We start from the raw sequence: 12,481 nt of genomic DNA, 5'->3' as shown, positions 1-12,481 counted from the left end.
CTCCACCCTGTAATGGAGTACGCAGTCATGAGCACCAAGGATGTAAAACCAAAAGCGAAAGGTCCTGCGCCTGTCACCAACCCAGCTGTGCCACAACAAGAACCGGAAAGTATCAAAAACTCTAAAGGACCCGCGCCTTACACGCTTCCAAAAGAGTCAGAATAAGCACGTAATAAAAAACCCGCAGAAATGCGGGTTTTTTAATGCTTGGAAATTGATTACTGAGCCTTGAGAGAATCAAACCCACGCTGTTCAATCACCCCAAACACATCGGCAATGTCCTGGATCATGATCCGGGCGATGTTGGTGACGGTGTTGATATTGTTCTCGGCGTAGTCAGGCAGGCTAGTGCAAGCTATGAGGTTCAAGTATTTGAGGACGGCGTTGAGGCGTTCGCTGACGCATTTGTGGAGTTCGCGGGGATGCAACTTTTTGTGGCTAGGGGCTTGCCCCGTTTGGCGGTGCGGTCGTCGTGAACCGGGCGGTGCGGTGTGTCTGGGGAATTGGGTGGCAGGGTTTGGGCTGCTTTGCTGCCAGGAGCAAGCTCCCTCGCCACAATGGGTGGATTCCTACATGGTTTTCGGAGCTGAAGATCAAAAGATCGCAGCCTTCGGCAGCTCCTACAGGGAGCGCGTAACTCGTAGGAGCTGCCGCAGGCTGCGATCTTCTAGGGATCAGGTATCGTGATCAATATCCAGCTTGCTGAACGTCGCTTCCCCTCCTTCGCTGGTGTACCCGGTATTGTCCTGCACATAGACACCGGCCTTGAAGTACAGCGGTTTATCACGCCACATCGCGCTGATGTCGGTGTCCCACTGGTAGCCCGCCGCGCTGATGCCCAATGCACCGCCGGGGCTGAGGTGGATGAGGTAGGAAAATTCCCGATCGAGTTTTACGCCAGTGGCGATGGTGATGACCCGGGCGGTGTCGTCGTCGGGGTGCATGCGGACTTTGGCGACGATGTTTCCGGTTTCGCTGGAGTCCTTATATTGATACTCGAGCTTCACCATGGGCTTTTGGCTTTTGTAGGCATGGATCTGGCCAATGACGATCTTGCCCGTGCTGGGTACCTTGCTGACCGTAAGGGTTGCACGCAGAAAGTTATCCGCGTCGGGGTAGTACCAGTTTTTCAGCGTGCCATTGCTGTAGGTTTCGCGGAGTTCGGTGCGAGGGTAAACCGCGTTTTCGGTGCGGGTGCCGGTTACCGGGGACCAGAAAAACAAGGTGCCGGTGTCGGAGTGGAAGTATTGATCCTTGAAGCCGTCCACCAGTTTGGTTGTTTCAACGGTGTATGGCGGACTGCCGACAGGAACGCTGAGGTTCCAGGTTGCGAGATCGATCATAATTCAAGCTTCCACTTTTTTCTGTACGCACGTGCCAGAAGCTCTAGCGCGCGCCTTCGGGCCGTCTTTATAAGCGTAGAACGGTTGTTTGTTAATGCCCGTTTGGCAGATGGTTGACGTCAACATCCTGTCGAAATGCCATCTTTCCCGGTTTACGGGGGCTGTAGGACTGACCGTTAGTCGGCTATGTGAAACTTTACTGAAGTGACGGCACTCCGGTACCTTCTGCTTTCGCGTATCCGGGTCTAGAGTGAAGTCGCACTATGTGTCCGGTTTTCACAAGAGACCGGCCTGAGGTCCCGAACAAGAGATGCAGCATGGAATGCGCACAACCTACGCCAGCTGAAGGCAACTCAATCCTTTTAATTGTTGATGACTACCCCGAAAACCTGATCAGCATGCGCGCGTTGTTACAGCGCCAGGACTGGCAGGTCATCACCGCGGCTTCCGGCTTTGAAGCGCTCAGCCTGTTGCTCGAACACGACGTCGACCTGGTGCTGCTGGATGTGCAGATGCCAGGTATGGACGGTTTCGAAGTAGCGCGCTTGATGCGTGGCAGCCAGCGAACCCGTCTCACGCCGATCATTTTCCTGACCGCCAACGAACAATCTCAGGACGCTGTGATCAAGGGCTACGCCAGTGGTGCGGTGGATTACCTGTTCAAACCGTTCGACCCGCAAATTCTCAAACCCAAAGTCCAGGCCCTGCTCGAGCATCAGCGTAATCGCCGTGCCTTGCAGCAGTTGAGCCATGACCTGGAGGTCGCCCGTGCCTTCAATGCCTCGGTGCTGGATAACGCCGCCGAAGGCATTCTGGTGGTGGGGGAGGATGGGCTGATTCGCTTTGCCAACCCGGCGATGTCTCGCCTGCTCAATGCCACGGTGCATGAACTGCAAGGCAAAGAGTTTCTGGATTTCCTGCAAAAACCGCACATCCCGATCTGGGCCGACTCCGAATTGTTTGCCGGCTACAAACGCGGTGAAACCCTGCGCCTGCACGATGCGTTGCTGCGTACCGCGCCCGGCCAGCAAGTGCCGGTGGCGTTGTCCTGCGCGCCTTTGCCCACCGAACAACAGGCCATGGTGGTGACGGTGCTGGACATGTCGGTGGTGCGCCATCTGCATCAGCAGCTGGAGTTTCAGGCGGTGACCGATCCGCTGACCGGGCTGCTCAATCGCCGGGGTTTCTATCAGACCGCTGAAAACCTGCTGCTGCGCGGCGAACGCTCCGATAGCACCTGGGTGCTGTTGTACTTGGACCTCGACGGCTTCAAGCGGGTCAATGATTCCCTGGGCCACGATGCCGGCGACCGGGTGCTGCGTTGGGTGTCCGAGCAGTTGAAGGCGTGTCTGCGGCCCTTCGATATTCTGGCGCGGATGGGTGGCGATGAGTTCACCGCGCTGCTGGATCTTGAGCTCCCCGAGCAAGCGGCGAAGATTGCCGAGAAGCTCATCGAGCGAGTGTCGATCTGTCAGCAAATCGACGGCATGGACATCGCCTTGGGCGCCAGTATCGGCATCGCCACTTATCCCGACTGCGGGGCCAATCTCGATGGGTTGATGCGCGCGTCCGACATCGCCATGTACGAAGCCAAGCGTGCCGGGCGTCAGCAATATCGCTTCTACGATCACGAAATGAATGGCCGGGCGCGCTCGCGACTGATGCTCGAAGAGAGCGTGCGCACGGCCATCGAGAACCGCGATTTCAACCTGGTGTATCAGCCTCAAGTGGCCATTGCCGACGGGCAGATTCGCGGGTTCGAGGCGTTGCTGCGCTGGCAGCACCCGAGCGTCGGCGATGTACCGCCGGGGCTGTTTTTGCCGTTGCTGGAAGAGGCGCGGTTGATCAGTCGTCTTGGTAGCTGGATTTACCATCGCGGGGCCAAGCAACGAAAAGCCTGGGAAACGTTGTTTGCCGAAGACTTGGTGCTGGGCGTCAGTTTGAGCAGCACGCAATTCGGTTTGCCTAATCTGGTCACCGAGTTGCGTCAGGTGCTGCAGCGCCATGGTTTGAAGTCGCGGCAGCTGGAGGTCGAGGTCACGGAAGAGGCCTTGATGCTTAACCCTGACGAAACCCGCAAGCAGCTGCGTTTGCTGCGCAATTTGGGAGTGCGGGTGGCGCTGGATGATTTTGGTTCGGGGGCTTGTTCGCTGGCGCACTTGCGCGACCTGGAACTGGACACGCTCAAACTCGACCGGCATTTGATCGCCCGGTTGCCGGGTTCCGAGCGGGATGCAGCACTGGCACGCAGTGTCATCGATTTGTGCAAACAGTTCGGCCTGTTAGTCATCGCTGAAGGGGTGGAGACGGTGGCGCAATATGAATGGCTGCAAGCCAACGGTTGCCAGTATGTGCAGGGGTTTCTGGTCGCGCGGCCGTTGATGGCCGAGGACACCCGTCATTTTGTCGAGCCGTTCGACTGGAGCGCGCTGACGAGTTGAATTCGTTACACTGGCGACCTTTTCGTGACTCGTGTTGCCGCCCCAATGACCGCGCTGAAATACCTCCAGGCCTATCCCGCTGTTTTGCAGGACCAGGTGCGCCAGTTGATCGCCGAAGGTCGGCTGGGCGACTACCTGAGCCAGCGATATCCGGAAAAGCACGGGGTGCAGAGCGACAAGGCGCTGTACACCTATGCCCTGGACCTCAAGCAGGAATACCTGCGTAACGCCCCGGCCATCGACAAGGTGTTATTCGACAACCGTCTGGACCTGACCCATCGCGCGCTTGGCCTGCACACTGCGATTTCCCGGGTGCAGGGCGGCAAGCTCAAGGCCAAGAAAGAAATTCGCATCGCCTCGTTGTTCAAGGACGCGGCGCCGCAGTTTCTGAAAATGATCGTGGTGCATGAATTGGCGCACTTCAAAGAGTCGGATCACAACAAGGCGTTCTACAAGCTGTGCGAACACATGTTGCCGGGGTATCACCAGGTGGAGTTCGATTTGCGGGTGTACCTGACGTGGCGGGATATGCAGTAAAAATCGAAAGGTGAATAAGTGTCAATAAAATCAAACACCTGTGATGTGGACTTCGAACATTCCAGAGTGCATGCAGATGAGCCTTGGACGCTAAACTGAATTGCGCAGTGAAAGCAACTACCTAAATCAATAGTTCTGAAGCCAGGTGTTCCCTGATACCTTTTTCAACTATGCCCTACCCACCGTAAATCACTGCTGTTCCCATTTTTTGCCGGAGCGCGTTCAGCGTTGCCGCCCAATTTATGCAAGGGGCAAGTTGGATGACGTCAATGGTTGAAAATATGAAGGCGATGATGTGCCTGACGCTGGCAATGGCGTTGTGGGCCAGCGCTTTCATCGCCTTGAAAATAGCACTTGAAGAGGTGCCTCCGTTTTTGCTTATTTTTTCTAGATTGGCACTCGGAAGCATTTTCTTCTTGATGTTATGGAAATATAGGGGGCAGGCAAAAATAGAAAAGAAGGACTATGTGTATTTGCTGATGATGGGTGCGCTTGAGCCGTGTTTGTATTTCATATTTGAAACAATGGCTCTTCAATATACAACAGCGTCTCAGGCGGGTGTGGTATTTGCCTTTCTCCCGATATTCATTATTGCCTTCAGTTTTTTTGCGCTTCGAGAAAAACCCAGTATCTCGCAATGCCTGGGTGGGGTTGTCGCCACTCTCGGCGTTATCCTATTATGCTTGACGGGTACGAAGAACGAGGCAGCTATTGCGCCAGTAAAAGGTAACTTTCTGGAGTTATTGGCGATGGCGTGTGCAGCCGTATACACCATTATGTTGAAGAAATTGTCTGGGCAATACTCTCCATTTTTGTTGGCAGCAATGCAAAGTTTTATAGGTACTCTGTTTTTTCTTCCTTTTGCTCTTTATGAGTCGGACATTCCCCGTGAAGTAAGTGTTCATGCCCTATTGGCGGTTCTCTATCTTGGAACCATAGTGACGGCCGGTGCCTATACTTTTTTCAATATAGGTATCTCCAAGGTGAGCGCTTCCGAGGGGGGCATGTATTTTAATCTCATCCCTATTTTCACTTTGCTATTTTCTATTTTGGTCCTCAACGAGAACGTCGACTGGATGCAAATGATGTCCATGATGTTGGTTATCTTCGGTGTGTCCATCGGACTGATTGATCATCGTTTCTTTTTGACGCTCTTGCGTCGTAAGGCACTGTTTATTCGCGAATGACATACACGCTGGATCAGATTGTTAGTCAAGTCCGATAAAACCGACCTCCAACTCATCTTGTTCTGCCCCTTGTTAATTTCAAGGGGCTGGCTTCTTGGTGGAATAACACAAGGAATATAGAGCTATGTTGACGGTTACCCTTTTTTCGGTTCCCGCACCGGGACAATGTGTCAAAGGCGATGATCGTTTTCTTGGCACGGTGAGGACGAGTATGCATAAGGCGCCTTTAACGGCGCTGGCAGCAGGATTGAAAGAAGCCATGCTGGCGCGGAGTGTCATTGTTGATGTGCGAATATGTGACATGCAAATACAAGGCGCGCTGCGGGTTGAAGACAGGCTCAAAGAGAAGTACGGAGAACTTTTTTTCGGTGATCTAGTGCTGGAAAAATACCGGGTAGGCTTACCGTTCAATGCCGTTATAAAAGAAATCCAGGGATCGGACGTTATTGGTATAAATTCTAATTTTACTCATTCTCGTCGAATTGTCGTTGACTTCATACAATACTGTAAAGAGCAAAATCCTGATGCCGTTATTGTGCTGGGCGGAACCGACGCCACTGTAGAGCCGGACTATCATGTTTCCGTTGGCGCTGATGTGGTCGTTAAAGGCGAAGGAGAGCTTTGTTTTGCCGATTTGCTGGAATGTATCGATAAGGGCAAGGATTATAGCGCGGTCCCCAATATTGCCTATCGTGCCATGGATGGTGAAGTTGTTCACACGGTCAAATCGTTCTTAACAAAAACGGGAGCCTATGATGTCAACGATATGCCTCCTCCCAACCTGGATATTGTCGATCTTGAGCGTTACTCCGATACCGGTGAGGGTAAACCGCCCTACGGTATTGAAGGTCCTTTTATCAGTGTGGAAACTTCACGTGGATGTGCGCAAGCTTGTTCGTTTTGTGCAACGCCGACGACAAAAGGTCGGTTCAGGTTTATGCAACTTGAAAAAATAAGACGGCATTTCGATTATTTCAAAAGCAAGGGAATCAGAACGCTATTGTTTCAAGAGGATAACTTATTGTCCCGTATTCATCGTTCTACCTCCGGGAAGCAAGTGTTCTCAACGGGGCGGGATGAGCTATTTGATATGTTTAACCTTGCAAGGGATATGGGGTTTAGCTGGGAATTTACTAATGGTATCGAATTAGGGCAGTTTGAATATCAAGGTGTCGTGGATTGTGAATTGATTCGTGTCATGTTTGACTCCGAATTTGTCAATGGTGAATTGGTGGGTTGCTATCGTGCAACATTGCCACTGGAAAATTTGACGGACGATTGCTCGAAATTATTCAGGAAGCTAAAGCCGCTGGGTGTTATCAAGGATGTTATTGAGGAAATCGTTAATACCGGAATTCATTCGCTTTCGTTCAATGTGATTATTGGTCGGCCCGAGGATGATGAACAAAGCTTGAGCCTGACTTATCTTCGCTCCTTGCAGATTCGTTCACTGTGTAAGGAGTTTAATCCGCAGGTTCAGGTTTATTTCAATATATATATTCTTTCGTTGCTGCCCGGCACCGTTGACTTCAGACGTTACAAACAGAATCTGGAGTTTGATTTGACGCAAGACCCTGAAGTTATTACTTTTTATCTGGGTTCCTTGAGGACGCCATTTTTTTCCCCCTTGGAAATCACGCAAGCGCGCGGTGCCATGGCCAAAATGCTTAATAGTGACGCGTTAATTGATGATTACGATGAGGTGCATTACCTCTCGAGCGAGCGATTCGAGGACCTTTTCACACGCGAATCGTTCGAGGATGAGGCTACTAACATCATTGCAATAGGCGCTTGATCTGCTCAAGGCATGGCTACCATGACCGCCCCGCACTTCTTTGATACGAAGTGCGGCGGCAGGCCTGTTTCTCTGTACCGTCCTGCTACTGACGTGTGTTGACCACCGCAAGAATATGATTGGCAAAGTCCAGGTATTTCGGATTGAGGCCGGTTCTTGCTTCCAGCGCGAGAAGATCATCCATCGGAAGAGAGCTGGTGTGCTTTTCATCACCTAGCCATCCAGGATCCGGCAGGAAGCGCGATATCAGCACATCCAGTGCAACGAAGTCATAGCTCACGGGATGCCCGCTCAACAGTTCATCCAGCTGTTTGCGTGAAATCAGGTTAGAGCGTACGACATGGAAGTGACCCTTGCGGTCCAGGGCATAGAGATGCTCGTCGCGCCTTTCATAATGCAAGATCTCAGACATTGGGGCGGCGTAGAACGTTGGGCGACTGAAGGGCGGCTTGACCGAGAAGTAAAGAAAGCCGGAACTGTATTCGATAAGCTCTGAAATACAGAACGCCAGGTGTTCACTCGGTACATGATTCAAGACAGTGTGAAGGCACAGGGTCAAATCATAAGTTGTATGTCGAAGCGAGTGCGCCAGTCCCTTTGTCAAATCACACTGTGTGTAAGTCACTGACAGTGCAACAGTACCCTTGCGCGCTGCTATATAAGCTGAAAACATATTTTCGGCCTGCAGCAGCATGTCCGCAGACAAGTCCAGACATTCAATATCTATGGCGATATCTTGTTGCAGGCAATAGTTTGCGATTCTGATGGCCCATATTCCATCGCCACAACCCACGTCCAGCAGTTGAAGGGCTCGGGATTCTCCGGATTTTTCTTTTTCAAGAATGATCGCATCAATGGATTCCTGCAGGGCTTGCCAAGTTTGCAAGTCGCTCCAGGAGAAAGGGTGGTCGGCCTTGCAGGCCTTGAGGTCGATAGTCTCTTCAAGTGTCGAAGTGCCGTTGGCGTATTGCGTATAACTTGCCGAAAACCGGCTGTAAAAATCACTGACGTTCTGAGTGGAAGTGGTCATAGGTCACAGGGTCTCGATGATGATAAAAAATACTGATTGAACTTAACAAGCAAAGCGAACCATGAACACTATCTGTTTTGATAGCTAATGCGGACGCTTTAAGGTTGACAGTTTTTGCATCAACTGCTTGCTGGTTTGGCTTCTTGTTCTCGAAAGCTACTGAGGCTGCCAAAGTGCATCGCAAAAAACTTCAACGATGCTCGATAGGGCAATGTCAAAAAAAATATTAAGGTTAAGGTAATTTATTTGCAGTATTTTCAAGGTGTTGGCCCTGTTGCTTGTCGGCTTAGGTGGATTGAGAATGTAACAACGTGCGTGATAGTATGCGGCGCAAAGGGAGAGGTATTGGAAATGGATTTTCTCGAGAGAGTAGTGCAGTTAGAATCAGCAACGAACATTGAAAGTTGGCATAGCCTGATTATCGAGACAGCCCATTTTATGGGCTTTGAGCAAACACTTCTTGGCATTATCGACAGTGCTCAGTCTCCGCTGCATGAAGCAATCATTTTGACCAGTTATTCCTCGATTTGGCGTGATAGATACGACGCCCATGGATATGCTGATATAGATCCTGTGGTTGCACACGCGCGAAGTAGTGTCAGGCATGTCATCTGGCACGACGATTTGTATGTGACACCCCGGCAGAAGTGCTTTCTGGAAGAAGCCAAGTCTTTCAATTTTAAATCGGGTGTGACATTTCCGCTTCATGGCCCAGCTGCCGAGTTTGGGATGTTAAGCCTGCAAGTTGATGCTGAGAATGCGGATGCCGAAAAATTCATTCACAGTAAATTGATGGAGATCAGTTTTTTAAAGGATTCGTTGTTTCAAAAGGCACTTGGTTTTATAAGGAACCATAAGGCTGAGCCTGATATCATGCTTTCTCCACGTGAAATGGAAATTTTAAAGTGGAGTGCGATCGGGAAGTCTACATGGGAGATTTCGAAAATCTGCAATTGCTCTGAGGCGAATATTGACTATCATATTAAAAACATAAGGTCAAAATTTAAAGTTAATACCCGGCGTGCCGCTGCCGTTAAAGCGATAGCGCTAGGACTTATAACCGTATGAAAGGCAGGGCGGTTGCCTTTACGGTAGCAGAATATTTTTCCTCAAGGAACTACTGTATTAGATAGGTGAAAACCAAGTTGAAGTTGAATAGTTTTGTCTGGCTAGCCAGTCAATTGAGGAGCTGTTCATGCAGTATGAAATCGCCCGACGTACAGAGTTCGATGGCTCAAAACTTCAAGCCATGCACACGTTGCGTGCCCAAGTATTCAAATATAAAAAAGGTTGGGATGTCACTCTGATTGCCGGTATGGAAATCGATGGATACGATGCGCTTAATCCGTTTTACATGCTGATCAATAGCCAAGCTCAACCGAATGATGTCCAAGGATGCTGGAGATTGTTACCTACGACCGGTCCTTACATGCTCAAGGATACATTTCCTGAGCTTCTTGCCGCGACGGCTCCTGAAGCCAGCGATGTGTGGGAACTCAGTCGATTCGCTGTCGCTGCAGGGCAACAGTCAACAATGCAGTTTTCAAATTTAACCTTCGAGGCGATCAAGGAAGTCATTTCTTTTGGTATCCGTAATGGTATAAAAACGTATGTGACGGTAACGACAGTAGGTATTGAACGGATGTTGTTGAAGGCGGGGCTGGAGATCGGTCGTCTAGGCACACCATTGCAAATAGGGGTCGAAAAGGCTGTTGCATTGACTATCGATCTTGGCGAACTTACTCGTAAGGCTTTAGGGTTGAATGGTGTCGTTCAGTACCCATAAAAAGGTGTTCTACCTATTATTCATTCAGGTAGTTATGGTCGCTTGAGTGGGAGGTTGTCAGGTGTGGCGATCAGATCGCATGCTGCGTAAAATCCTTGGACAATTCGGTGTTTTGCACGGTATTCACACAGTACCAGGGACGTCGTGAGCAAATGGACATCGGATGATGGAGATTTTACTACCATCCTCCTTCCCCCCGAGCGTAGGCGAACGCATGCGCCAGGTTCAAATACAGTCATATTGTTGTTCTCCCAAAACGATATTTAGCTCTTCGCCAGTGCTTTAAAAAGGCTTCAGTGGCGCACAATGAAGAGCGCATAGATTAGTTAACTGGAATCTAGTCCGAGAATTCGGTGAATGTACACTATCAATACAGATAGTCTGCAGCGATTGCGGGGTGGTCTTGTGATTGGGGTTAATGGCTTGTTATCGTTCTTCAAGCCTGCGATCTTTTGGGGTCATCAGGGGACGGGGAATAGCGGATGGACGTGAGCAAGACTAAAAGCAGTTTTTACCGCCGGTTGTACGTGGCGTACCTGATCGACAGCGGACTGGCCAGCAGCGTGCCGGCATTGACTGAAGTGACCGGCATGCCCCGGCGCACGGCCCAGGACACCATCGCGGCGTTGGCGGATCTGGATATAATTTGTGAATTCGAGCAAGAAGAAGGCGCACGCAACCATGCGGGGCGCTATCGGATTCGCGAGTGGGGAGCGATTGATCGAGGGTGGATCGAGCGTAATCTGCGGCAGATCAAAGCGGTGTTGGAATACCCCTGAGATTTTGTGGTGTTGCGGCTGACGCCTTCGCGAGCAAGCCCGCTCCCACACGGGATTGCCCGTGAATACAAAATACATGCATATCGCAGATGTGGGAGCGGGCTTGCTCGCGAAGAGGCCTTTATGGGCGACGCATCCCAATATGCGGAATGTCATCCTCCAAATACTCTTCACCCACCACCACAAACCCGTACTGCCCGTAGTACCCTTGCAAATGCGCCTGAGCCGAGAGGTAGATCGGCACATCAGGCCAGCGTTTGGCGGCCTGTTTCAACGCCTGGCTCATCATTTCATGCCCAAGCCCTGTGCCGCGTGCAGCGGGAGCAATGATCACCCGGCCAATCACCACGTCACCGCCCTGTAGCTCCGGGTCGAGCAATCGCAGGTAAGCCACCAAACGGTCTCCGTCCCAGCCCATCAAATGGCAGGTGTCACCTTCCAGGTCCTGTCCATCGATGTCCTGATAAATGCATTTTTGCTCGACGATGAACACCTCGGCGCGCAACTGCAAAATGGCATAAAGCTGTTCTTTACCCAGATCGCTGTGGTGTTTGCAGACCCAATCGACTGTCATCTTCAGATTCCTTGAACAACGTTGCTTCGATACTAAGCGTCCTGACGCGGGATGTCTTGATGGCAGCGAAATCTGTGACAAAGGCCAAAATGCCATCATTCATTTCTCGCGAGATTGTCTTCTTTGTGTAATCTGCGATGCAGCGCTGTGCAATGTGGTCGATAAGCAAATGTTAGGACCTGGGTTTCGCGGTAGAGGGGCTTGGGAGTTTTGGCTGAAGAACACGTCGGGCAGCCCGCCCGCTAAGGATTTTCTGGCATGCCGCGATTGCATCGAGCATTTGCTTTGATTGGATTGCTGTTGCTGACACAGGCTGCGGCAGCGCAAAAGCTGCGTCTGGTCGCCGATGCCTGGCCACCCTTTACCGACGCCACGCTGGTCAATGGCGGATTGGCCACGGACATCGTCAGCACCGCGCTGGCCCGGGCCGGTTATGCCAGTGATTTCGAGCAGGTGCCGTGGGCGCGAGCCTTGTTTGGGGTAGGCGAGGGGCGTTACGACGTGCTGGTCAACGCTTGGTACACCGACGAGCGCACGAAACTGGGGCAGTTTTCCGGCGAGTACCTGCTCAACCGCGTGCGCTTTCTCAAGCGCAAAGACACGCCGATCGAATTCAGCAACCTGCAACAACTGCACACCTACCCGATAGCGGTGGTACGAGGCTATGCCTATTCGCAAGCATTCGACGACGATGTGTCGCTGCAGAAAGTCCCCGTGCATAACTTCGCCATGGCCGTGCGTATGGTCGCGGCCGACCGGGTCAAGCTGACCCTGGAAGACGAGTTTGTCGCCCGGTATTACCTGGCTCGGGAATCATTCAAGGTACGCAATGCCGTGGAGTTTTTGCCCAAGCCATTGAGCGAGAACAGCCTGCATATTCTGGTAAGCCTGAAGAACCCCCAGCATGAACAGATCGTCGCCGGTTTCGACCGTGAGATTGCGGCGATGAAGGCTGATGGGAGTTATGAGAAATTGCTCAAGCAGCATGGGATGTAACTGCCGGGTATTG

Annotated in this window: 12 protein-coding genes and 1 pseudogene; 9 read left to right on the top strand and 4 right to left on the bottom strand. The window is 51.5% G+C overall.

Annotated features, from left to right (window positions below; translation table 11 throughout):
- Positions 1–27 precede the first annotated feature (27 nt).
- The gene (locus KVG95_RS18320; RefSeq protein ID WP_217857429.1) at positions 28–165 is read left to right on the top strand and encodes a hypothetical protein; all 138 of its coding nucleotides are present in this window, start codon (positions 28–30) and stop codon (positions 163–165) included.
- A 53-nt stretch (positions 166–218) separates the two neighbouring features.
- Here the strand turns inward: KVG95_RS18320 and KVG95_RS18315 are convergent.
- Both KVG95_RS18315 and KVG95_RS18310 read right to left on the bottom strand, forming a co-directional pair.
- Positions 219–419 (bottom strand): annotated as a pseudogene (locus tag KVG95_RS18315) (fructose-bisphosphate aldolase); the annotation flags it as partial.
- A gap of 255 nt (positions 420–674) precedes the next feature.
- Positions 675–1,343, bottom strand: a complete 669-nt coding sequence (locus KVG95_RS18310; RefSeq protein WP_217857428.1) for a polysaccharide lyase family 7 protein — start codon at positions 1,341–1,343, stop codon at positions 675–677.
- 317 nt (positions 1,344–1,660) lie between these two features.
- Here KVG95_RS18310 and KVG95_RS18305 point away from each other — a divergent pair, with 317 nt between their 5' ends.
- From KVG95_RS18305 to KVG95_RS18290, 4 genes are all read left to right on the top strand, one after another.
- Positions 1,661–3,784, top strand: a complete 2,124-nt coding sequence (locus tag KVG95_RS18305; protein WP_217857427.1) for a putative bifunctional diguanylate cyclase/phosphodiesterase — start codon at positions 1,661–1,663, stop codon at positions 3,782–3,784.
- Between the two features lie 45 nt (positions 3,785–3,829).
- Positions 3,830–4,321, top strand: coding sequence for a M48 metallopeptidase family protein (locus tag KVG95_RS18300; RefSeq protein ID WP_217857539.1), 492 nt, complete (start codon positions 3,830–3,832; stop codon positions 4,319–4,321).
- 260 nt (positions 4,322–4,581) lie between these two features.
- Positions 4,582–5,508 carry a DMT family transporter gene (locus KVG95_RS18295; RefSeq protein ID WP_217857426.1) on the top strand — a complete coding sequence of 309 codons (927 nt, stop codon included), beginning with the start codon at positions 4,582–4,584 and terminating at the stop codon, positions 5,506–5,508.
- 124 nt (positions 5,509–5,632) lie between these two features.
- Positions 5,633–7,303: a B12-binding domain-containing radical SAM protein gene (locus KVG95_RS18290; RefSeq protein ID WP_217857425.1), complete on the top strand. Its 1,671-nt coding sequence runs from the start codon at positions 5,633–5,635 to the stop codon at positions 7,301–7,303.
- An 85-nt stretch (positions 7,304–7,388) separates the two neighbouring features.
- On the opposite strand, the gene KVG95_RS18285 is transcribed toward KVG95_RS18290, so the two are convergent.
- Positions 7,389–8,333, bottom strand: coding sequence for a class I SAM-dependent methyltransferase (locus KVG95_RS18285; protein ID WP_217857424.1), 945 nt, complete (start codon positions 8,331–8,333; stop codon positions 7,389–7,391).
- A 351-nt stretch (positions 8,334–8,684) separates the two neighbouring features.
- On the opposite strand from KVG95_RS18285, the gene KVG95_RS18280 reads away from it, so the two are divergent.
- The 3 genes from KVG95_RS18280 to KVG95_RS18270 all read left to right on the top strand — a co-directional run bounded on the left by KVG95_RS18280 (position 8,685) and on the right by KVG95_RS18270 (position 10,898).
- Positions 8,685–9,401: an autoinducer binding domain-containing protein gene (locus tag KVG95_RS18280; protein ID WP_217857423.1), complete on the top strand. Its 717-nt coding sequence runs from the start codon at positions 8,685–8,687 to the stop codon at positions 9,399–9,401.
- Between the two features lie 127 nt (positions 9,402–9,528).
- Positions 9,529–10,119, top strand: coding sequence for an acyl-homoserine-lactone synthase (locus KVG95_RS18275; protein ID WP_217857422.1), 591 nt, complete (start codon positions 9,529–9,531; stop codon positions 10,117–10,119).
- A 482-nt stretch (positions 10,120–10,601) separates the two neighbouring features.
- Positions 10,602–10,898, top strand: a complete 297-nt coding sequence (locus KVG95_RS18270) for a winged helix-turn-helix domain-containing protein (protein ID WP_090178776.1) — start codon at positions 10,602–10,604, stop codon at positions 10,896–10,898.
- 121 nt (positions 10,899–11,019) lie between these two features.
- Here KVG95_RS18270 and KVG95_RS18265 read toward each other — a convergent pair whose 3' ends face one another.
- Positions 11,020–11,472, bottom strand: coding sequence for a GNAT family N-acetyltransferase (locus KVG95_RS18265; protein ID WP_217857421.1), 453 nt, complete (start codon positions 11,470–11,472; stop codon positions 11,020–11,022).
- 258 nt (positions 11,473–11,730) lie between these two features.
- Between KVG95_RS18265 and KVG95_RS18260 the strand changes: the two genes are divergently transcribed.
- The gene (locus tag KVG95_RS18260; RefSeq protein ID WP_217857420.1) at positions 11,731–12,468 is read left to right on the top strand and encodes a substrate-binding periplasmic protein; all 738 of its coding nucleotides are present in this window, start codon (positions 11,731–11,733) and stop codon (positions 12,466–12,468) included.
- The last annotated feature ends 13 nt before the right edge of the window (positions 12,469–12,481 follow it).

The organism is Pseudomonas farris (assembly GCF_019145235.1).
GTDB classification, from domain to species: domain Bacteria; phylum Pseudomonadota; class Gammaproteobacteria; order Pseudomonadales; family Pseudomonadaceae; genus Aquipseudomonas; species Aquipseudomonas farris.
This window is presented reverse-complemented; position numbering and strand designations above follow the sequence as displayed.

Coding starts and splice junctions, on each gene's coding strand:
- KVG95_RS18320 (WP_217857429.1), top strand. CDS start 28: ATGAGCACCAAGGATGTAAAACCAAAAGCGAAAGGTCCTGCGCCTGTC.
- KVG95_RS18310 (WP_217857428.1), bottom strand. CDS start 1,343: ATGATCGATCTCGCAACCTGGAACCTCAGCGTTCCTGTCGGCAGTCCG.
- KVG95_RS18305 (WP_217857427.1), top strand. CDS start 1,661: ATGGAATGCGCACAACCTACGCCAGCTGAAGGCAACTCAATCCTTTTA.
- KVG95_RS18300 (WP_217857539.1), top strand. CDS start 3,830: ATGACCGCGCTGAAATACCTCCAGGCCTATCCCGCTGTTTTGCAGGAC.
- KVG95_RS18295 (WP_217857426.1), top strand. CDS start 4,582: ATGACGTCAATGGTTGAAAATATGAAGGCGATGATGTGCCTGACGCTG.
- KVG95_RS18290 (WP_217857425.1), top strand. CDS start 5,633: ATGTTGACGGTTACCCTTTTTTCGGTTCCCGCACCGGGACAATGTGTC.
- KVG95_RS18285 (WP_217857424.1), bottom strand. CDS start 8,333: ATGACCACTTCCACTCAGAACGTCAGTGATTTTTACAGCCGGTTTTCG.
- KVG95_RS18280 (WP_217857423.1), top strand. CDS start 8,685: ATGGATTTTCTCGAGAGAGTAGTGCAGTTAGAATCAGCAACGAACATT.
- KVG95_RS18275 (WP_217857422.1), top strand. CDS start 9,529: ATGCAGTATGAAATCGCCCGACGTACAGAGTTCGATGGCTCAAAACTT.
- KVG95_RS18270 (WP_090178776.1), top strand. CDS start 10,602: ATGGACGTGAGCAAGACTAAAAGCAGTTTTTACCGCCGGTTGTACGTG.
- KVG95_RS18265 (WP_217857421.1), bottom strand. CDS start 11,472: ATGACAGTCGATTGGGTCTGCAAACACCACAGCGATCTGGGTAAAGAA.
- KVG95_RS18260 (WP_217857420.1), top strand. CDS start 11,731: ATGCCGCGATTGCATCGAGCATTTGCTTTGATTGGATTGCTGTTGCTG.